21 protein-coding genes are annotated in these 19,057 nt (G+C 38.9%); 13 read left to right on the forward strand and 8 right to left on the reverse strand.

What is annotated here, in order from left to right:
- Window positions 1-66: 66 nt before the first annotated feature.
- The 6 genes from CLV96_RS18130 to purT all read left to right on the forward strand — a co-directional run bounded on the left by CLV96_RS18130 (window position 67) and on the right by purT (window position 5,455).
- The gene (locus CLV96_RS18130; protein WP_004784484.1) at window positions 67-501 is read left to right on the forward strand and encodes a hypothetical protein; all 435 of its coding nucleotides are present in this window, start codon (window positions 67-69) and stop codon (window positions 499-501) included.
- Window positions 494-697, forward strand: coding sequence for a heavy-metal-associated domain-containing protein (locus CLV96_RS18135; protein ID WP_004787172.1), 204 nt, complete (start codon window positions 494-496; stop codon window positions 695-697). The genes CLV96_RS18130 and CLV96_RS18135 overlap by 8 nt, the downstream gene beginning before the upstream one ends.
- Window positions 681-2,885, forward strand: a complete 2,205-nt coding sequence (locus tag CLV96_RS18140; RefSeq protein ID WP_004786116.1) for a heavy metal translocating P-type ATPase — start codon at window positions 681-683, stop codon at window positions 2,883-2,885. Before CLV96_RS18135 ends, CLV96_RS18140 begins: the two co-directional genes overlap by 17 nt.
- Window positions 2,886-2,911: 26 nt before the next feature.
- Window positions 2,912-3,739 carry an AraC family transcriptional regulator gene (locus tag CLV96_RS18145; protein ID WP_004784986.1) on the forward strand — a complete coding sequence of 276 codons (828 nt, stop codon included), beginning with the start codon at window positions 2,912-2,914 and terminating at the stop codon, window positions 3,737-3,739.
- Complete coding sequence (locus CLV96_RS18150; protein ID WP_004787578.1) at window positions 3,736-4,206, forward strand: ankyrin repeat domain-containing protein; 471 nt, start codon at window positions 3,736-3,738, stop codon at window positions 4,204-4,206. Before CLV96_RS18145 ends, CLV96_RS18150 begins: the two co-directional genes overlap by 4 nt.
- Window positions 4,207-4,282: 76 nt before the next feature.
- Window positions 4,283-5,455, forward strand: coding sequence for a formate-dependent phosphoribosylglycinamide formyltransferase (gene purT / locus CLV96_RS18155; protein WP_004785582.1), 1,173 nt, complete (start codon window positions 4,283-4,285; stop codon window positions 5,453-5,455).
- A 98-nt stretch (window positions 5,456-5,553) separates the two neighbouring features.
- On the opposite strand, the gene CLV96_RS18160 is transcribed toward purT, so the two are convergent.
- Window positions 5,554-6,294 carry an adhesin OmpL37 family surface protein gene (locus tag CLV96_RS18160; protein ID WP_004786639.1) on the reverse strand — a complete coding sequence of 247 codons (741 nt, stop codon included), beginning with the start codon at window positions 6,292-6,294 and terminating at the stop codon, window positions 5,554-5,556.
- Between the two features lie 188 nt (window positions 6,295-6,482).
- Between CLV96_RS18160 and CLV96_RS18165 the strand changes: the two genes are divergently transcribed.
- From CLV96_RS18165 to CLV96_RS18175, 3 genes are read left to right on the forward strand one after another with little or no spacing between them, the layout of a single operon-like run.
- On the forward strand, window positions 6,483-7,979 hold the full coding sequence (locus tag CLV96_RS18165) for an ABC-F family ATP-binding cassette domain-containing protein (protein ID WP_004787619.1): 1,497 nt from the start codon (window positions 6,483-6,485) through the stop codon (window positions 7,977-7,979).
- Complete coding sequence (locus tag CLV96_RS18170; protein ID WP_004784705.1) at window positions 7,976-8,902, forward strand: ABC transporter ATP-binding protein; 927 nt, start codon at window positions 7,976-7,978, stop codon at window positions 8,900-8,902. The genes CLV96_RS18165 and CLV96_RS18170 overlap by 4 nt, the downstream gene beginning before the upstream one ends.
- A complete protein-coding gene (locus CLV96_RS18175) occupies window positions 8,899-9,660 on the forward strand; it encodes an ABC transporter permease (RefSeq protein ID WP_004787564.1) in 762 nt (253 codons plus the stop codon). The genes CLV96_RS18170 and CLV96_RS18175 overlap by 4 nt, the downstream gene beginning before the upstream one ends.
- 76 nt (window positions 9,661-9,736) lie before the next feature.
- On the opposite strand, the gene CLV96_RS18180 is transcribed toward CLV96_RS18175, so the two are convergent.
- From CLV96_RS18180 to CLV96_RS18195, 4 genes are all read right to left on the reverse strand, one after another.
- Window positions 9,737-10,474, reverse strand: a complete 738-nt coding sequence (locus tag CLV96_RS18180) for an SCO family protein (RefSeq protein WP_004786920.1) — start codon at window positions 10,472-10,474, stop codon at window positions 9,737-9,739.
- A complete protein-coding gene (locus CLV96_RS18185) occupies window positions 10,471-10,965 on the reverse strand; it encodes a toxin-antitoxin system YwqK family antitoxin (protein ID WP_004785358.1) in 495 nt (164 codons plus the stop codon). Before CLV96_RS18185 ends, CLV96_RS18180 begins: the two co-directional genes overlap by 4 nt.
- A 79-nt stretch (window positions 10,966-11,044) precedes the next feature.
- Window positions 11,045-11,959, reverse strand: coding sequence for a YHYH protein (locus CLV96_RS18190; RefSeq protein ID WP_004784128.1), 915 nt, complete (start codon window positions 11,957-11,959; stop codon window positions 11,045-11,047).
- A 95-nt stretch (window positions 11,960-12,054) separates the two neighbouring features.
- Window positions 12,055-12,444 (reverse strand): FKBP-type peptidyl-prolyl cis-trans isomerase, encoded by a 390-nt coding sequence (locus CLV96_RS18195; RefSeq protein ID WP_004787443.1) that lies wholly within the window; start codon window positions 12,442-12,444, stop codon window positions 12,055-12,057.
- Between the two features lie 83 nt (window positions 12,445-12,527).
- Here CLV96_RS18195 and CLV96_RS18200 point away from each other — a divergent pair, with 83 nt between their 5' ends.
- A complete protein-coding gene (locus tag CLV96_RS18200; RefSeq protein ID WP_004786513.1) occupies window positions 12,528-12,842 on the forward strand; it encodes a ribonuclease HepT family protein in 315 nt (104 codons plus the stop codon).
- 7 nt (window positions 12,843-12,849) lie between these two features.
- Here the strand turns inward: CLV96_RS18200 and CLV96_RS18205 are convergent, their stop codons facing one another.
- Window positions 12,850-13,974, reverse strand: coding sequence for a DUF1577 domain-containing protein (locus CLV96_RS18205; RefSeq protein WP_243836546.1), 1,125 nt, complete (start codon window positions 13,972-13,974; stop codon window positions 12,850-12,852).
- 109 nt (window positions 13,975-14,083) lie between these two features.
- The gene (locus CLV96_RS18210; RefSeq protein ID WP_004786006.1) at window positions 14,084-14,644 is read right to left on the reverse strand and encodes a hypothetical protein; all 561 of its coding nucleotides are present in this window, start codon (window positions 14,642-14,644) and stop codon (window positions 14,084-14,086) included.
- A 179-nt stretch (window positions 14,645-14,823) separates the two neighbouring features.
- Between CLV96_RS18210 and CLV96_RS18215 the strand changes: the two genes are divergently transcribed.
- On the forward strand, window positions 14,824-15,768 hold the full coding sequence (locus CLV96_RS18215) for a patatin-like phospholipase family protein (protein WP_004785127.1): 945 nt from the start codon (window positions 14,824-14,826) through the stop codon (window positions 15,766-15,768).
- An 11-nt stretch (window positions 15,769-15,779) separates the two neighbouring features.
- On the opposite strand, the gene CLV96_RS18220 is transcribed toward CLV96_RS18215, so the two are convergent.
- Complete coding sequence (locus tag CLV96_RS18220) at window positions 15,780-18,047, reverse strand: hypothetical protein (protein WP_420813730.1); 2,268 nt, start codon at window positions 18,045-18,047, stop codon at window positions 15,780-15,782.
- Between the two features lie 90 nt (window positions 18,048-18,137).
- On the opposite strand from CLV96_RS18220, the gene CLV96_RS18225 reads away from it, so the two are divergent.
- Both CLV96_RS18225 and CLV96_RS18230 read left to right on the forward strand, forming a co-directional pair.
- Window positions 18,138-18,617 carry an OmpA family protein gene (locus tag CLV96_RS18225; RefSeq protein WP_004786358.1) on the forward strand — a complete coding sequence of 160 codons (480 nt, stop codon included), beginning with the start codon at window positions 18,138-18,140 and terminating at the stop codon, window positions 18,615-18,617.
- A 43-nt stretch (window positions 18,618-18,660) separates the two neighbouring features.
- Entirely contained in the window at window positions 18,661-19,056 is a 396-nt protein-coding gene (locus CLV96_RS18230) for an acyl-CoA thioesterase (protein WP_004786505.1), read from the forward strand.
- The last annotated feature ends 1 nt before the right edge of the window (window position 19,057 follow it).

Below are 19,057 nucleotides of genomic sequence, written 5' to 3' on the forward strand. Positions count from 1 at the left end.
ACTCGGCTATTGACCTTCCAACAGTTGGAAGGTTTAGACTGGTTTTATGTTAACAAAGGAGTTATCATGAAGCCAACCAAAAAAATAGTCAAACTTGCGATTTTGCTTTTTCTGATTAGTGTCAATCAGATGGCAGCGCACGGAGAACATAAACCGGGCCCTCATGGAGGCGCGATTCGGATGCCAGGGGCCTTCCACACGGAAGTCCTTCCCTACCAAAATTTGGGTTTTAAAGTTTATCTATTGGATATTAATTTTGAAAATCCTACTTCCAAAAATTCGAAGTTACGAGGTAAGGTTGTATCAAATGAAAAAGAGTTCCCTTTAAAATGTACAGACCACCCTGACCATTTTTATTGTGAAATTCCCAAGGGAAGTTCGGTTTTGGAGGGAGAATTGATTCTTTTTCCTGAATGGAATTTGCAAAAAGGTGCAGAAGTAAAATACAAACTTCCGTTATTTGAGACTAAGGACGTAAAAAAGGAGCATCATCATGGTTAATTATGAAATCGAAGGAATGACTTGCGGACATTGTAAAAAAACTGTAGAGAAAGTGTTTGCAGAGAATGGAAAGGAAGCAACTGCAAATTTAGATTCAAAAATTGTAACTGTGAAAGAATCTTTAACGGAAGCGGAGTTTAATTTACTACGCGAACGTTTAGATGAGGATGGATATTCTCTTGGAAACGCAAAATAATACCACCGAACGAACATTAGATCTTTTTGGTATGACCTGCGCAAATTGTGCCCTTCGCATTGAGAAGGGCCTTGCTAAAATGGATGGGGTTTCTGACGTTCGAGTCAACTTTGCACGTGAATCTGTTTTTTTGCGAACTTCTGATTCCGTAACTGTAGATTCTTTATTAAAAAAAGTAGAATCGCTTGGATATTCCGCACTGGTTCACGATGCGAACCGACAATCAGAAACTGAAAAAAAGCAAAAGGATCAAACTCGCAATTTGAAAATTCGTTTTCTTTTGTCTTTGGTTCTTTCTTTACCATTGTTTTATGGAATGGTTACCCACTTTAGTTTTTTAAATTTTATGCCAATGCCACATTTTTTAATGGACCGGTTTGTCCAAATGGTCATTGCATTCCCAGTTCAGTTTCTAATTGGATTTCCGTTTTACAGGTCTGCTTATCGCGCACTAAGGAATGGATCTGCCAATATGGATGTCCTTGTTGTCATTGGAACAAGTGCAGCCTATGGTTATAGTATATTCGGTAATGATTTATACTTTGAAACCTCAGCTGTTCTTATCACTTTTATTCTTGGTGGTAAATGGATCGAACATTATGCCAAAGGAAAAAGTAGCGATGGGATCAATGCGTTACTAAAACTTCGCCCAGAAACTGCCACTGTACAATCCAATGGAATATGGACTGAGGTTCCTAATGAATATTTAAAAACAGGGGATCTTGTGTTGGTAAAGGCAGGAGAACGATTCCCAATGGATGGAATTGTTACAGAAGGAGTGAGTTTTGCCGATGAATCAATGTTAACTGGCGAAAGTATGCCGGTAGAGAAAAAAATCGGTGATTCGATTCTGAGTGGTACAGTTAACGGGAACGGTTCGCTTGTAGTCAAAGCAACTAAAGTAGGGAATGACACAACACTTTCACATATCATTCGTTCGGTGGAAGAGTCACTCGGTACCAAGGCACCCATCCAAAGGATTGCCGATCAGATTTCTGCTTTTTTTGTTCCTATTGTAATTTCGATTAGTGTGGTTGATTTTTTTGTTTGGTATTTCGTTTTAACATCAGGTGATGTTACATCGGCAATCGAAACAAGCATTGCCATTCTTGTGATTGCATGCCCTTGTGCCTTGGGACTTGCTACGCCAATCTCTTTACTTGTGGGTACAGGAAGAGCGGCCAAACATGGAGTATTGTTTCGGAGCGCAGAAGCTTTGGAATCTGTTTCAAAAATCAATTGGATTGGTTTCGATAAAACAGGAACTTTGACAGAAGGAAAACCTAAAGTCACTGAAATGATCCATTCTGGTTTTCGTATTTCGGAAATAGACCAAATCCTACTAGGCATTGTCAAGATGGAACAAACTTCTGACCATCCTCTGGCAAAGGCCATTGTTGGATTTGGAAAGGAAAAAAATCTGTATCAAAATTCAGAGCCTATTGTTTCTACCAAAACATTTCCTGGTGGAGGAATCCAGTCGGAACAAAATGGAAATACTTTTTTTGCCGGCAAACGGACGTTTGTTGAGGAAAACGGATTTTCCGTACCTGATTTTATTAATGAGTCGATCAAAGTTTGGTTAGAAGATGGATCTAGTTTGGTATTTGTTGGCATTCGAGGAAATGCAGAAGGAATGGTTGTATTTCGAGTTGAAGACGGTTTGCGTGAAGATGCGAAGAGTGCAATTGCTACCTTAAAATCTATGGGAGTTGAACCTGTCCTTTTGACTGGGGATCATCCAAATTCTGCAAACAAAGTTGCTAAGTTAGTGGGGATATCGGCTGTGTATGCCGGTTTACTTCCTGAGGAAAAAGCAAAAATCATCAAAACCTTCAAAACAGAAAAGATCCATTCGGCGATGGTTGGAGATGGAATCAATGATGCCCCGGCACTTGCTTCCGCTGATGTGGGAATCGCTATGGGAACTGGATCTGATGTTGCGATTCAAACTGCCGATGTGGTACTGGTGAACGGAGACATCCAAAGAATTGTGGATCTCATCACTATTGGTAAAGATACAGTCACCAATATTCGACAAAATTTTGGTTGGGCTCTTGGATATAATTTATTAGGAATTCCCATCGCTGCTTCGGGACTTCTTCTTCCTTGGGTGAGTGGTGCAGCAATGGCATTCAGTTCATTATCTGTTGTTTTTAATGCACTTCGAATGAGTCGTTGGAAATAATAGTATTAACAGAAATGGTGTAACGATTGGATATCCGATTTATTAAACCTCCCTCTCATTTAGAATCATCCGTTAAGGAATTTTGGATTTGGGAGGGAGTTAATGCTCGAGAACTTCCCTGGATATTGCCATCTTACGAATGTGAGGTGGTATTCCATTTGAGTGAACCTCCTCTTGTAGAAACTGAAAACCGACTATTCATTCGGTTACCGAAGTTACACTTGGTTGGTCCACAAACGAGACGGTGGAGAATCTTATCGGAATCAGATTTGAACTTGTTTGCAATTCGATTTTTTGTAGGGGGGATGTTTTCCCTTTTTTCCAAACGTGGAGATGAAATACAAAACCAATTTATTTCATTAGGCGACGAAGCAAAATTAGGTGATTTTTCGGAATTAAGTTTTTCATCTGATGATCAAATTTTTGAATTTCTCACTCGGTTTCTCAAAGAATATTCGGGACAACCTTCGGAAATTCCAACATATGTTCGATTTGCTCTTTTGGAACTCACAAATCCGGCCACTCCCATTGAAGGCCTTTGTCAAAAATTGGGAATTTCTAGAAAACAATTGGATCGCAAATTCAAAGAGATCGTGGGAATGAGTCCATCCGAATATAGAACAGTGCACAGGTTATTGGAAATGGTGCGAAATCCGGACCATTACCGAAAAAACAATCCCGACCTCCGTTTTACCGATTTGGCGCATGAATTTGAGTATTCTGACCAGTCCCATTTCAATCATGATTTTAAACGAATTTCGGGAAGTATTCCCAATGAATGGTTCGCAGAATATGAAAAAATGTCCCATTTTTACAAGGGAGATTCGTCTCATATTGATAGGATAGAAACATGATACAAAACATTATCGATTTTGTTGGTAAAACTAAATCCAATCTTCGGTTGCGCACCTTGTGTTCCGCCATCACGCGAGAAGATAAAGATTCCTTTGATTTGTTATTATCCGATCCTGAATTAAAGGAGGTTTTGGTATCTGAATCGGCCCTGTTGCTCGGGATTGCGGCAACGGAAGTTTCTGATATCTATTATTTGAAAAAGTTACTCGCAATTGGTTTGGATCCGAATCGACCAGATAACATGGGTTTGTATCCAATTCACAAAGCAACGGAAACAGGAAACATTGAAGCTCTGGAAGTATTATTAAATTCTGCCGCTAACCCCAATGTCACTGATCCCAATGGAGTGACTGCCCTTCATATCGCCAATAGTTTTGATGGACTCGGTGAAATTTCTGATCTACTGATTCGAATGGGAGCAAATGTCTACCAAAGGGATAAACTCGGCAAACGTTACTTGATGTAATTTTAAATCAAATTCCAACGAATGAGTGGCTATAATCTTCCTTGTCTGATTGGGCCACTTACCGATCTATGTGATTATGATCGGAACTCCTTTTACACCCAACGCTACAAAACTTTTACTTCTTGGATCAGGGGAACTTGGCAAAGAAGTCGCCATTGAGGCAAATCGCCTAGGTGTTCATGTCATCGCCGTAGATCGTTATCCGAATGCACCTGCTATGTTTGTGGCACAAGAATCTCGTGTCATCAATATGCTTGATCCTAACGAATTGGAAGCCACCATACGAGAGTTAAAGCCTGATTTTGTAGTTCCTGAAATTGAAGCCATCCATACCGAAACATTGGTACGATTGGAAGCGGAAGGTTTTCGTATCATCCCCAGTGCCAAAGCCGTGAATCTGACAATGAACCGAGAAGGGATTCGTAATTTTGCTTCCAAAGAACTTGGTTTAAAAACTTCCAAATATCTTTTTGCTGATACAGAAGATGATTTTACAAGGGCGGTGAAAGAGATTGGATTTCCTTGTGTGGTCAAACCCATTATGAGTTCTTCTGGAAAAGGACAAAGTATGGTTCGAAACGAATCGGAAATCCAAAAGGCTTGGGAGTATGGCCAAACAGGAGGAAGGACAGGAAAAGGTAAGATGATCATTGAAGAATTTATCTCTTTTGATTTCGAAATCACACTTCTCACCATACGCCATATTGGAGGAACAACCTTTTTGCCTCCTATAGGACATAGACAAGTAAACGGGGATTATGTGGAATCATGGATGCCACAACCAATGTCTGAACTTGCTATACGTAATGCAGAAAAAATTGCAGAAACTGTTACCACGGGACTTGGGGGAATTGGAATTTTCGGAGTCGAACTTTTTGTTAAGGGTGACGAAGTGTACTTTAGTGAGGTGTCACCAAGACCACATGACACAGGACTAGTGACTCTTATCTCTCAAAATTTTTCTGAATTTTCACTACATGCAAGAGCATTACTTGGACTTCCCATTCCGGAGTTGATCTTTCAAACTCCCGCTGCAAGTTCCGCCATTCTTTTGGAAGGAAAAACAAATTCGCCAGTTTATATAGGAATTGAAGAGGCTCTAAAACAAAAGGGAGTGGATATCCGAATTTTTGGGAAACCGGAAATTGATGGGAAACGTCGAATGGGTGTTAGTTTGGCTTTAGGAAACACAATCGAAGAGGCCAAAGAAAAAGCAAATTGTGCCCGGGACTTAATACACTTAAAATAATAAACGAAAGTAATATTCGATTTTTCGATCAAAAAACAAATATGAATTAACTTTGAGAAATAAACAAATCGGTAACGAACAAATTCGATTCTAAGTGATTAATCTTTTTTGATTTCTGGAGCTTTGTAATTTGTCATCATACTTTCGTAGATACTTTCTTCTCCAAAAGGTAGAAATGAGTTATCATAGTGAAGTGCGAGTAGTCGGTTGTTCCCTTTTCCAAAACCGCGGATGAGTTCCGATTCGATAGAATCAAAATCGGAGAACTCAATGGAATCCATAAACTTACCGTCATGTAATAAGTTGAGAAATACCACAAACTTCCCTGCGTGTTTTAAAATTTTTAAAGAAAATAACATTTCACGTAGTTTCAAAAGATAAAGAAGAGGCCGAGTGTTCCTTGCCATCACTAACTTCTGTTCCGCTTCACTTACATCTCGAAGTGCTAAGCGTAAAAATGCCCTTGTTTGTGTTTTTTCTTTATCGCGAGACTTACCCCCAAGTAAAACTAGTTCCGAACGAACCAGCGTTATATTTTTTGTAAGAATTTTGTCATAGAGTTTGATGAGTTTTGACTGAGTCGAGCGAACTGCCAAATATGCATCTCCATACTTTCCTTGGATGTGTAGACTTTTGAATCGCAAATACTCATTAATAATTTCCTGGTATTCTTGCTTTTCTTCAGGGCTTCCCAAATGGATAACGCTGGAGTCAAGTGAACGAACAAGTAAATAATTTTCTTCAGCTCCAAAGGCCACTTGTAAATTGCCATTGGCATAGGTTCTCTCGCCTGCAGTGAAGCAAAGGAAACTAAGGAAAGAAAAGAAAAAAGTTCGCACAGTATAGTTTCGGAATTTTGAGACCCTAAAAAAAGTCCATAATTTGACAGGTAGGTTTTCCCTGTGATTATGTCTTTGGAATCAGGAATTCTTTGCTGAATCACCCCTAATTCTTTTCGATTCTACTCGTCGTTTCCGGTTCTTTTTCGATCCTGGTTCTAACTAGAAGGGCAACCTTCGGAAATGATATGATCAAAATCTCTGGTTTAAACAAACAATTCAATGGCAAAGTCTTATTCGATGACTTACAATTTAGCGTCAATCGTGGCGAACGTGTCGGTCTTGTCGGTCGTAACGGACATGGTAAGTCCACTCTCGTCCAAATCATTTTAGGAAAATCCGAGCCGGATTCTGGGAACATCACCATTCCGAAAGGATACCGTATCGGGCATTTAGAGCAGCACTTGGTTTTTACCAAACCTACCGTTTTGGAAGAATGTGCACTTGGTCTTCCGGAAGGAGATGAATACGAAACCTGGAAAGTAGAACGAATTTTATTTGGTCTTGGATTTTCGGAAAAAGACATGGAAAGGAGTCCAGATGAGTTTTCTGGTGGATACCAAATCCGAATGAACTTAGCTAAACTTCTGGTTTCAGCTCCCGATATGCTCATCTTAGATGAACCAAATAACTATCTGGATATTGTCACCATACGTTGGTTAGAGGAATTCCTTCGCGAATGGGAAGGAGAAATCATTCTCATCACACATGATAGAAGTTTTATGGATAGTGTTGTTACCCACACAGTAGCCATTCACAGAACCAAAGCCATTAAGGTCCAAGGGGATACAGAAAAGTTATATACACAGATCAACCAAGCAGAAGAGATCTATGAAAAAACCAGACTGAACGAAGCAAAAAAACGCAAACAAGAAGAAATCTTTATCGCTAAGTTTAAGGCGAAAGCAAGTTTTGCAAGTCGTACCCAATCTCGTGTTAAAAAGCTAGAGAAACAAGGGGAAATGAAAGCATTAGACACTATTGAAGATATGGAACTATATTTTAACAGTGCTCCATTTTCCGCAAATCAGATGTTAAGTGTAGAGGAGGTGTCTTTTTCCTACGATAATAAGGCACCTTTTTTATTTGAAAAATTTTCCATTAGTGTGGGGCCAGAAGATCGAATTTGTATTATAGGGAAAAACGGAAAAGGAAAGTCCACCTTGCTGAAGTTAATTGCGGGGGAACTTACGCCAGTTTCGGGTACAGTCAAAAAACATCCGATATTAAAAGAAGGGTATTTTGGACAAACCAACAAACTGAACATGAATGAAAGTAATACCGTTGTCCAAGAGATCATGAGTGCGGATTCCAATTGTTCGGAAGGAAAGGCAAGAAACATTGCCGGTGGTCTTATGTTTTCAGAAGACCTCGCCTTAAAAAAGATTAAGGTTCTCTCTGGGGGAGAAAAGAGTCGTGTCCTCCTTGGAAAAATTTTGGTCACTCCTTGCCATTTATTGTATTTGGATGAACCGACCAACCACTTGGACATGCAATCTTGTGACTCACTCATTGAGGCCATTGATAACTTTGATGGTTCTGTGATTATGGTCACTCACAACGAAATGCACTTGCGTGCTGTAGCTACAAAACTAATTGTATTCGATGATGACCGAGTTTTTGTCTATGATGGGGGTTACGACGACTTCCTCGCAGACATTGGCTGGAAGGATGAAACTGTTTGAAACCAATCCTCACTCTAAAACAAGTCTCCAAGTCTTATGACAATGGATTCCAAGCACTAAAGGATGTAAATTGGGAAGTAAAAGAGGGCGAAATTCACGCCCTGCTTGGTCCTAATGGAGCAGGAAAAACCACTCTGATCAATTTGATTTGCGGAATTGTTTCGCCGAGCGGTGGTGAGGTGACTGTATCTGGATTTGACATCATTGGAGACTTTAAAAAAACAAGATCTCTCATTGGACTAGTTCCCCAGGAACTCAGTGTCCATGCCTTTGAGACAGTTTGGGCCAGTGTTTCTTTTACGAGAGGACTCTATGGAAAACCATCCAACCCAAAATATATAGAAGAAGTTTTGAAGTCACTATCCCTTTGGGACAAAAAAGACCAAAGGATTATGACGTTATCCGGTGGGATGAAACGCCGAGTTTTGATCGCCAAAGCATTGTCACATGAACCAAAAATTCTATTTTTGGATGAACCTAGTGCCGGTGTAGATGTGGAATTGCGAAAGGATATGTGGAAGATTGTAGAATCTCTCAGGAAAAATGGTGTAACCATCATCTTAACGACTCACTACATTGAAGAAGCTGAATCCATCGCCGACCGGATTTCTGTGATCCGAAAAGGTGAGATTTTTCTTACTGAAAATAAAGATAGGCTTATGAAACAGCTCGGTACCAAACAACTCCGAATTGAACTTAAAAAAAGTCTAAAACAAATTCCAAAATCTCTTTCGAAGTATGAATTGGAACTTGTTGATAACAATTCTGCTCTTGTGTTTACATATGACCGCTCTGATGATAGTAGTCTCATTACCAAACTTTTGGATGATTTGAAAAAACTAAAAATCCAATTCAGCGATTTGAGTACAAAACAAAGTTCACTAGAAGAAATCTTCGTTCAATTGTTACAGGAGGCTGTATGAATTTTTACGCAATCACGTCAATTTATCGATTCGAAATGGCAAGAACCTTTCGTACACTTTTACAAAGCATTGCATCCCCTGTCCTTTCCACTTCTTTGTATTTTATTGTTTTTGGATCGGCAATCGGATCCAGAATCCAAGAGATTGATGGAATCCATTACGGAAGTTTCATTGTTCCAGGTCTTGTGATGTTATCACTACTCACGGAAAGTATTTCGAACGCTTCCTTTGGAATTTATTTTCCAAAGTTCAATGGAACTATTTATGAAATCCTTTCTGCACCAGTTACGATGTGGGAAGTCGTGATTGGATATGTGGGTGCTGCGGCCACAAAGTCTTTAATGTTGGGAGTGCTTATGCTCATTACGGCTTCCTTTTTTGTGCCAATTCGTATTGATCATCCCATCTTAATGGTGTTTTTTCTTGTGCTAACCTGCATTAGTTTTAGTTTATTTGGGTTTGTGATTGGGATTTGGGCGGATAGTTTTGAAAAACTCCAAATGATTCCTATGCTTGTCATCACGCCACTTGTATTCCTCGGAGGAAGTTTTTATTCCATCCAAATGTTACCACCATTCTGGCAAAAATTAAGTATGTTTAACCCAGTGTTGTATTTGGTGAGTGGGTTTCGTTACAGTTTTTTTGAAAGGGCGGATGTCGCACTTTCCGTTAGTATTTCGATGATTCTTGTGTTTTTGACAGTTTGTTTGACTGTGACTTGGCTTATTTTTAGAACAGGATATAAAATCAAAAATTAAAGATTCAAACGATAGTTTGTTAAATTTCAATTTGAATCATTTTTATAATCTAAGGATTTAAAAAAAAATCCTTAGATTAATTGATTTTTTCTCTCAGTTTACGCAAATCTTCCACTAACCTCTGTATATCGCCAGTTCCTTTGGCCCGGTAGATTCCTCGTAAAAATCGGTTTTTATCAAATAAAAAAATATTTTCAGTATGAACAAATTCATACTTACTTCGTTCAACAGAAAATCCTTCCATTTCCGCACCGCAAGTTCCCTTGGCAAAATCTTCGATCATAGAATCCTTACCTGTAAAAAAACTCCAATTTGGGTTTTTGATCTGATAGGTTTTTCTATAGTTTTGCAAAACAGGGACAGTATCTTCTTTCGAATTAATCGAAATGGAAAAAATTTTAAGATCGGTAAACTCTGAAAAAATTGGTTCTATTTCGATTAGGTTTCTTGTGATTAAAGGACAAATCCCACGACAAGTCGCATAGAAGAATACAACCAAATGTTCGCTAGGTGCCCAATCCTTGGGGAGAATTGTTTTCCCTGTATGTTCTATTAGTTCCAGTGTATTTGGAACTCTTTTTAAATTGGGATCCTTTTCTGGATTTTCTGTCCATACTGGGTCAAAATCTTTTCCTGAAAAATAAGGTAGTATACTTGGATTTGGAGTTGGTTCTGAAGGTCTGCAGTTCAGATTTACCAAACAAATGACCAATAGAAATAACACTCGGGCCCAGGTTGGATAATTGCCTTTTTGTTGGTTTTTTTTTCTATAGGATTGTTTGGAAGTATTTGGATTCAGAAACAATGAATTCATGGAAGTTTTTTTTCATCCTCGGGAATGGGATCGCAAAGTTTACTTCCTGGTCTTCCAAAACTTTCCCCTGTTTCCAGAAACACATGGTTCAAATAAATTTGTCCACGTTTGTTCCATTTTTTAGAAACTTTAGGTTTTCCAGAATCGTAGAATGTCTGATAGGTGGCAATTTGACCATTGTCAAAATAGTCGAAAAATTCACCTATAGGTTTACCATTTTCAAATTCGGATTTTTGCCGTAAGTTACCATTTTCAAAATAACTAATTTGTTTTCCGTGTTTTTGCCCATATCGAACGTTTCTTTCTTCTATTAGAGTTCCATTTTCTTTTTTTGCCGTATAACGACCGTGAGGAACCCCTTTGTAATATTCTGTTTCATAGATTTCAGAAAGAAATGGATTTTTTTGAATCAAAATTCCCGTCAGTGGTTTTCCTTGGTAGAGAAGGAAATGATTGGAATCTTCCGAAAGTCCCTTGTCCCCTGCTTCCACGCGAATAGGGGAGCAAAAAACGAAAGTGAATTGGAAAATGAAGGAGATGAGAATCCATCTCCTAATAGTAGAGCGAGTGTTAATTGGAAACTGTCCCCGGGGTTCCGTGGAAGTTGGAACCGATCAAGGTGTTAATTCCTGCAGTAGCATCATTCGCATAGTGGTAATGATAGATTCCGCCTGGGAAAAGTAGAGTTGCAGCAGTGTGACCATGATTTGTATCTAGTGGCGGACCGACAGTTCCTGGAACATTGTCATCAGCAGTGGAAGCGGTGTTATTATCACAATGTAAACCATAAACAGGAAATCCATCGATCAATACGCCAATCAAATTTGCATTGTTATTTGTTACATTGAGGGGTTGCGAATGGTGGTGGTAAACTCCAGAACTTTGTGGGTGTCCGTTGAATTTATCAAAGGTTTGCGCTTCCGTTGCGAGTGTGTCTCCTGGTGCCGCTGCATTGTTGAAGATGGCAAGGCCATTCACAGTAATCCCTACAGAAGCATAACCGCTTTGAGTTCCCACAAGAGTTCCTGACTTTGCGGCAGGAGAACTAGGGATGGTATAAACCAAACACTGAGATGCAATTTGGTTGTTTCCAGCGGATTTTTGTCCACCAGCCAGTGCTTCATACATTGGAGAGGAACTTCCAAAATAAAAACTCTTATTATTGGGAATGTTTTGTGACCGGAATACATAATTAGAACCAGAAACAGATCCTACTGAGCACTTAAAGTTATTTCGTATCCAAGCTGGTAAATCAGCTGACATAGAAGAAGTCATTCCTGTGATACAATCTGTGTTTGTATCCAATGTCGCAGTAGAGTTGACAACAGTGGTTCCAGTGAATGCAGCGTTTGCACAAATTTTTGTCGCAGCAGCAGCTAACAAAAGCAAGGTTTCTTCGTCGGAATCTGATTTAGGTTTGCAAAGCGACAAAGAAAAACCGATGAGCAGGAGGATGGAAAAAGTGCGAAAGTTTGGAACCGGCATAGTCAAAACAAATTAGAATGATTCTTAATGTTGTCAAGAAGTTCATGACAGAGTTGCTTTGTCCTTTTTATGCGTACAAGTCCGATGATATAAGCTTAATAGATCTTTAAAAGTTCTACTTCAAAAATTAGAGTGGAATCTGGTGGAATGTTTCCTACTTTCTTACTTCCATAACCAAGTTCCGGTGGGATGATGAGTTTGCGTTTGCCACCGACTCGCATGCCTTTGACCCCTTTGTCCCAACCTTTTACAACTTCTCCGGCTCCCAAGTTGAATTCAAAAGGTCGGTTTCGATCACGAGAACTGTCGAACTTAGTTCCGTTAGTCAATCTTCCTACATAGTGAACTGTGACATAGGATCCAGAAAAAGCTTCCTCTCCTTTTCCCACAACAAGATCGATGATTTGGAAGTCCTTCTCTGCTGATTGGATGGGAGGTACCAAAGTTAAAAGGAAAAATAAGACGGTTCGGATGCAGGTCTTCATACGTAGTGAAAGGTTCCAAGATTTGGATTTCTTTGCCAATGAAAAAAACTGTTCTTAAGTGAATCCTATTTTAGAATAACCAAATGTTTCACGAGTTTATTTTCTATTGTAGGGAACTGGAATCCTTTCTATTCAGAAACCAAATCCAAGAATTTAAGGAGGGGGATCATGATAGTTTTTTTGCTGAAGAAATGCTTCGTTACATTCAAACAGAATCCTTAAAGATCCCTCAGTCAGAAAAGCAAAAATACCCAAGTTTGCCTTGGGACAAAATTGATACTCTTTGGCAAAAGGATTTAGCCCGGGCCTATGATTACATTGATTTAAAAATGTTGTATTATATCTGTGCTTACGAAATTCCCAAAATTACGAAAACAATCAAATTGGAAACCCGCTAACAAGGATTTAGGCTGCGGATTTCCCATTATTTTTAATGATTTCGATATTCTCTTCGAAGCGAACTTTTTCAGCATAGGTTCGTTTTCCGGAGAATTCCACACCCACAAGTAAGTCTCCGGAATCTTCTTTTTTTGCCCATGCAATTTTACCAAAAAAACGAAATGGAGTTTGAAGTTTAAAAACCAGTTCTAACAAAATTCCTTTTTGTTTGGGAAGTGTCTCCACCAAACTACTATTTGCAATTCGAAGTTTTAATCCAGTGGCAGACAGATCCAAAACAGGAAATTTTTCGACTGTGGTCATTAGATTGGCATCTTTGATCCTTTCGATCATCTCTGAAATTTGTGTTTGGTAAAAAATCAAATCTTCATCGGTGATAAATTTATCTTTTGTTTGTAACCAGTAATATCCAATGGGAATGATTTCTTCTAATTCGTTTTTATAAAGAATGGGTAGAATGAGTTCGGATTTTATTTTTTTATCTCTAGCAACCATTGCGAGTTTTTCAACTTGTTCTTCAATTTCATCTTCATAATTGATAAAACCTTCTGCATCGAAACGATAACTATCCGCATTTGTTGCATCTTTGATAAAAAGAATTTTGTGACTTGATTTTACAACGTCAAACTTTCGTTCTAATCCTGATTTGAAAATATCCATCGTTCCTGGTTCACCGGATCTAACCACCATCCGTTTGCGATAGTCTTCAAAGTTTACTCGCACAAGAGTCGGTATATTAAACATATTGGCTTCAATAATGGTTTTGGAACTGACGATATTCGTTACGTTGACAAGTCCTTCTTCTGTAATTGTAAAACGTGGATTTAATCTTTCCTTTTTTGCAATGAGAACTTTATCTACATGAATTTGGATTTTATGTGGCGAAAGTTGTTTTACAAAAGTGCAATGAAGTTCTAAGTATCGTGCCAAAAGTTTAGAAAGGATAAAGGTTGAACCTTGGGTGAGCGGCCAAACTTCAGACCAATCAACAACAATCTCTTCTCCACCAGGTAATTCCTGTGTGACGGTCATGGTTTGGGTTTGCCCATTCCAATTTGATTTCATTTCTTGATTCATGAGATAGTGTAAGATCACATGGTGCTTTTGCTCTTTCCCTGTGATTTGATCCATTGGTCGCATAGCTAAATTCCGAGTTTCATATTAGGATTTTCGGAAATAAATTTCCGTTCCTATGGAAAGTAAAGATGAGACTCGTATCTTTGGCAAGAAAAAGGAAAGTTTAAAGTAAGAGCAGGTGTTTTTTTTCTGTTAATTCATAACAGAAACGAATCCATGAAAAATAATTTTGTAAGTGTGAATACTCGGGAAGGTACTGAAGTAAAAATGCTTCGCAACGTTTCTCACGTTCAAAATATTTTTTTTCCATCATGATGGTTAGATCATTCAGAGTTTTTTCGTATATGTCAGCATCCATGTAACCATCTTGTAAGGCCTTTTTAAGGAATGTACATTTTTCATTCCACTCTAATGGGGAAAGTACTGAAATCGTTTCTAACTCCAACCAAAACTCTTTGAGTTCGCGTTCAAACTTTGGAACTTCCTTTTTTATATTTTCGCATTTGTGAAAGAGTGTACGGAGGTGGCTTGTCGCAAACCCATCGATTTCGGAGACATGCCCATCCCAAAGTCCATGGTATACCTTGGGAAAAGAAAAGGTGAACATTGGTCCCACATAAGGACAAATCAAATCAAGTTGGTAGGCTCCCTTGGAATTCAACTGGAGAGATCCTTTGACAAGGATTCCGTTTACGTTTGTCTCCAAAGTTTTAATGCCGAGCATACTATTATTCAATTGCTTATGTAGTGAAATTTATTGTATGAAGGAAATATTTTTTCCCAAAATTTGAAATTTGCTTTCGATCGGATGTCAATGTTTGGCGATTCCCCTAAAGTTAGATTTCTCGCTCTTTTTTAGAATAGTTTTTTGCAACCGAAACTGGGTTGAAGGACTCTGACATTATGGTGTCGAAAGAATTTTCTAGTAAATCTCCTAACCAATCCAAACTTCCCAAGGCAAAAGGGGCGAAACGAGCCTTACTGGTCGAAGGGGGAGGGATGAAAGGAGCATTTTCTGGCGGAGTTTTGTATGCTTGGAACAGGTTCTTACGACCGAATTACTTTGATTTGGTGGTTGGCGTTTCCTCCGGCGCTTGTGCGGCTGCCTATTATGTATCAATGCCGAAAGAAGAACCTGTCAAAAGCGAAAAAGCGTTGGCCGTTTGGTACAGAGACTTATCGGGAAGAAAACTTATTTCATTTTTGCATCCCTTTCAAGGTAAAACTTTACTCAATCAAGAATACTTAATCGATTTTATCTTCCGTAAAAAAGTCCGATTGGAATCAGAAACTTTAGATCGTAAAAATGTTCCTCATTTTGCCATTGCAGTAAGTAATCTCCATACTCATTCAATTGAGTACATCAAAGCCACTTCTTCGAACGTTTTTGATTTATTAAAAGCAGCAACTTCGTTACCGATTGCAACTCGCGGAAAACATTGGTTAGATGGAAAGTTATATTCAGATGCTGCGATTTTGAATCCACTTCCAATTCAAGATATCATCGAAGCTGGTTATAAAGAAATTGTGGTGATTATGAATTCACCAATTCGACATATATCGGGTCCGCTCACGCGTCTCACAAGTTTACTTGCGTTTCCAAAACACCGAACCATTCGTAAGTTAATGCGTAAACTCCATCATTTCCATTTTAACATTGCACGAGAAATTGTGGTGAAACCTCCTCGCGGAGTAAAGATCATTACTGTGGCTCCCGATGCACCTTTACCAGTCAAACTTACCACAACCATTCGGACAAAATTATATAAAACAGTCCTTCTTGGTGCTAAAAAAGGTGAAGATGCCTTGCAGAGAATTTTGAAACGAAAGTTTAAAAAACAAAAATAAAAGTAAATCTTTTATTCGTTTAAATAAGTTGCAACAAGTCCACCATTACTCTTCCCAAGGGCTATGGAAAACGCACCACCTAGGTAGTATCTTCCATTTTTATACAAAGATGTATAAACGACATCATTGATTTTGCTATTCCAAGGAGATAACGTATTTGTGTTACTATTAAAGACTCCAAAGGAATAGTTGCTAGTGACACTATTTAACGCAGCAAAAGATCCTCCAATGAGAACATTTCCATCAGAATAAGATGCGAGATGGTAAACAATATTATCCGCATAGACTGGGTTAGGTTGTTCGTAAGATTGTGTAGCTAAATTATAAACTGCAATATTATTATAACCTGTTCCCCCGATGGTTGTGAATTGCCCACCAAGAAAAATTTTTGATCCTACTAAGGTTTGAGCGTAAACTCCACTACTTGGAAAACTAGTTGCCGAAGGGATATTTTTTTTAAGACCTGTTACTTTATCCACTGCTTGGTAGTTGTTGGTGACACCATCTGCATTGATTCCGTTATACAATCCCCCTAAGAAAACCGAGTCTTGGACAACAAGGAAGGTTTCCCCACTTCCGTTTAAATTGGGATTCCAGTTGGTGACAGAGAGGTCATTTAAGTTAAGAGCGAAAGCACCGTTTCTTGGAACTCCGTTGACATTGGCCAGACCATTCCCTCCAACATAGAGTTGGGATTCGTCATTCGCCATGGTCCTTACGTCAGGGCTTCCCGATAAGATAATATTGGTTGGGCTTACTTGGTAAGAGGGCAATTCCAAAATGGCAAACCGGTTTCTTGATTGGCCTCCGATGAGTGTGAAGGATCCTCCCACAAATAAACGATTTCCTACTCGCTGGAGAGATTTAATTGTAAAATCAAAGTCAGGAGTACCTGCAATGGCAGCTCCTGTATACTCATCCAAAACAGCAAAATTATTTCTTGGTACAACATTGACTGTCGATCGACTGGAAGTGAAAAGAACCACTCCATTTCCTGCCGATACAATCCCCGAACCAGGATTGCTTATACTTCCATCATAAGACGGATCAAAGGCCGTAACTGATTCATCGGGCAAAGAAAGGGCCGCAGCATAGTTTCTCGGAATGGATTTTACTTGGGTAAAATCTCCGGTTAAGTATAGTGTATTTTCAATGATTTGTAGGGTTGCGACAGGTAGACTGATACCAAAATTTGTACTGATTGCAGTACCCGTACTATTATTGACAGAGACTAAATTGGGAGCGGAAGTTCCACCATTGATGGTGGTAAAATCGCCACCTAAATAGATCGTATTGAAGTACTGTTGGATGGAGTTGACCTTGGCGTTGGGATTAGGATTCCAAGAGGTTAAAGTTCCATCGGGAAAGAAAGAAATGGCTCTACTAAATGTTGGGGTTGTCAAATCTCCAACGGCATAGATATTCGGACTTCCATTGGCATCGGTTCCGTAATACAAATCGAGGCAAGTGCCACCGTTTATGTTTGTACTGAATGAAGAGACGATTAAACCTGTTGCGAGCGAAAATTTAGCCAGGGCTCTTTTCGCATAACCACCGATATTTGTAAATTCACCACAAACATAGAGAGAGTCTCCATCGGTTTCAAAATCGGAAACTAGTAGATCCGGATTGGGGGTAAACGAATTGTCCAGGGCACCAGTGTATCGATTCACGCGAACCAGATAACCACTATTATCGTCAGTATAATATCCACCTACATAGAGGGAATCTCCCGCAAGCAATAAGGCATAAATACTTTTATTATTGTCATTCGGTACATTGAAGTTACGATCCAATTGGCAACCAGGAAGGATATGGGCTACACTAAACCTTTCTACACCTTGGACAGCAAAGAATTCACCGCCAATATAAAAGCCACCATTTCCATCAGAGATGGCGATACCGGTAGTCCCCACTACTTTTAAGTAAGGGCAATAACGATTGGGAATCACCTTTCCGTTTCCTGTCTCTAAATAGACAACATTTCCTGTGGAAGGGGCAACATACTTGAAATCTCCACCAAGGATGATTTGGTCATTATAACTGGAGAGGGAATAAACAGTGGGGGCAATACCAGAGTTTGGTACGAACACTCCCCAAAGATCTTGGAAGGCAAAGGAAGGGAGACAAGAAGGAGATCTGTCACCCGAGACGTAGCGAATCAAAGATGCATAAAAAAAATCCTTTGACTTCACATCACAAGTGTTCGAAAGTTCAGCAGGTTTACAGCCAAATGCCAAACCCATCAGCATTGAATACATTAGTATTAGTTTTCGCATACTCATCATAACTCGTTATTCTACTAAAGTGATTTCATTTGTCTACTCGTTTGAATTAAATTTCCCAGAAATTGAGGTGAGTCTAAAGTCATGATGGCTTTTGTTTTTTTAGTGTTAGTCGGAATAGGGTTTATTCTTGTTTGGTTTTGGAAGAAAAGTTCAAAAACTAAGAACTCTGCAATTGCTGTATGCAAAGAAAAAAGCCTAATCACAGAAAAAAATACAAATGTTATGGAATCTCAGACGATGGAATTTTCTGTTCTATTTGGTGCGGGACTTTCTTATTTGGAGAAACAATCCATGGATTGGTTAAGAGAACATTTGAATCCTTCCATCCTATCCCAAATAGGATCAATATCTCTAACGGGTTCTGCAGATGCATCGGGGAATTTGGCAACAAATCGAAGATTGGTAAAAGAAAGAATCCAAAGTGTCGAAAAGTATTTGGTATCCATAGGAATTTCCAAAAATAAAATTAAAAAAAACTATCTGGAACCATGTTTTGGGAAAAGTCCTGAACTAAGAAAGTTGTTACGTTCTGTGATGATTCAATATAAAATTGAAACATAGAGATGACAGATAAATTCAAATTGATTCATTTGAATAATTCGCTATGATTCGAACGGAAATTCAAATTCGATTTAATGATATGGACCCAATGCGAAGGGTCAATAACTCTAGTTATTCGACCTATTTAGAGTTAGCAAGGTTAGATTTTTGCAATAGATACCTACAGGTTTCGGAACTTGAAGACATTCCTTTTGTTCTGGCCCGTGTCGAAATGGATTTAAAATCGTCTGTTCTTCCAGGAGCTTCCATTTTTGTAGAAACTTGGGTTTCCTCTATCGGCACAACTTCTTGGGAATTTTCCTATTCCATCCGAGATACAAAAACCAATGAACTTTATGTCTCAGCAAAAACTGTTCAGGTTTATTTTGATTATAGGGAAAAATCCAAAAAACCAATTCCATTTGATTTTTTGAAATCTTTAGAGAAAGAACGTTTGTAGA

Source organism: Leptospira meyeri (genome assembly GCF_004368965.1).
Lineage (GTDB): Bacteria > Spirochaetota > Leptospiria > Leptospirales > Leptospiraceae > Leptospira_A > Leptospira_A meyeri.

Excerpts from the sequence above, each read along its gene's own strand:
- CLV96_RS18225 (WP_004786358.1), top strand. The coding sequence starts at position 18,138 with ATGATGGCTTTTGTTTTTTTAGTGTTAGTCGGAATAGGGTTTATTCTT.
- CLV96_RS18150 (WP_004787578.1), top strand. The coding sequence starts at position 3,736 with ATGATACAAAACATTATCGATTTTGTTGGTAAAACTAAATCCAATCTT.
- CLV96_RS18190 (WP_004784128.1), bottom strand. The coding sequence starts at position 11,959 with ATGCCGGTTCCAAACTTTCGCACTTTTTCCATCCTCCTGCTCATCGGT.
- CLV96_RS18200 (WP_004786513.1), top strand. The coding sequence starts at position 12,528 with ATGTTTCACGAGTTTATTTTCTATTGTAGGGAACTGGAATCCTTTCTA.
- CLV96_RS18165 (WP_004787619.1), top strand. The coding sequence starts at position 6,483 with ATGATCAAAATCTCTGGTTTAAACAAACAATTCAATGGCAAAGTCTTA.
- CLV96_RS18210 (WP_004786006.1), bottom strand. The coding sequence starts at position 14,644 with ATGCTCGGCATTAAAACTTTGGAGACAAACGTAAACGGAATCCTTGTC.
- CLV96_RS18130 (WP_004784484.1), top strand. The coding sequence starts at position 67 with ATGAAGCCAACCAAAAAAATAGTCAAACTTGCGATTTTGCTTTTTCTG.
- purT (WP_004785582.1), top strand. The coding sequence starts at position 4,283 with ATGATCGGAACTCCTTTTACACCCAACGCTACAAAACTTTTACTTCTT.
- CLV96_RS18230 (WP_004786505.1), top strand. The coding sequence starts at position 18,661 with ATGATTCGAACGGAAATTCAAATTCGATTTAATGATATGGACCCAATG.
- CLV96_RS18205 (WP_243836546.1), bottom strand. The coding sequence starts at position 13,974 with ATGGATCAAATCACAGGGAAAGAGCAAAAGCACCATGTGATCTTACAC.
- CLV96_RS18180 (WP_004786920.1), bottom strand. The coding sequence starts at position 10,474 with ATGAATTCATTGTTTCTGAATCCAAATACTTCCAAACAATCCTATAGA.
- CLV96_RS18215 (WP_004785127.1), top strand. The coding sequence starts at position 14,824 with ATGGTGTCGAAAGAATTTTCTAGTAAATCTCCTAACCAATCCAAACTT.
- CLV96_RS18220 (WP_420813730.1), bottom strand. The coding sequence starts at position 18,047 with ATGCGAAAACTAATACTAATGTATTCAATGCTGATGGGTTTGGCATTT.
- CLV96_RS18175 (WP_004787564.1), top strand. The coding sequence starts at position 8,899 with ATGAATTTTTACGCAATCACGTCAATTTATCGATTCGAAATGGCAAGA.
- CLV96_RS18135 (WP_004787172.1), top strand. The coding sequence starts at position 494 with ATGGTTAATTATGAAATCGAAGGAATGACTTGCGGACATTGTAAAAAA.
- CLV96_RS18195 (WP_004787443.1), bottom strand. The coding sequence starts at position 12,444 with ATGAAGACCTGCATCCGAACCGTCTTATTTTTCCTTTTAACTTTGGTA.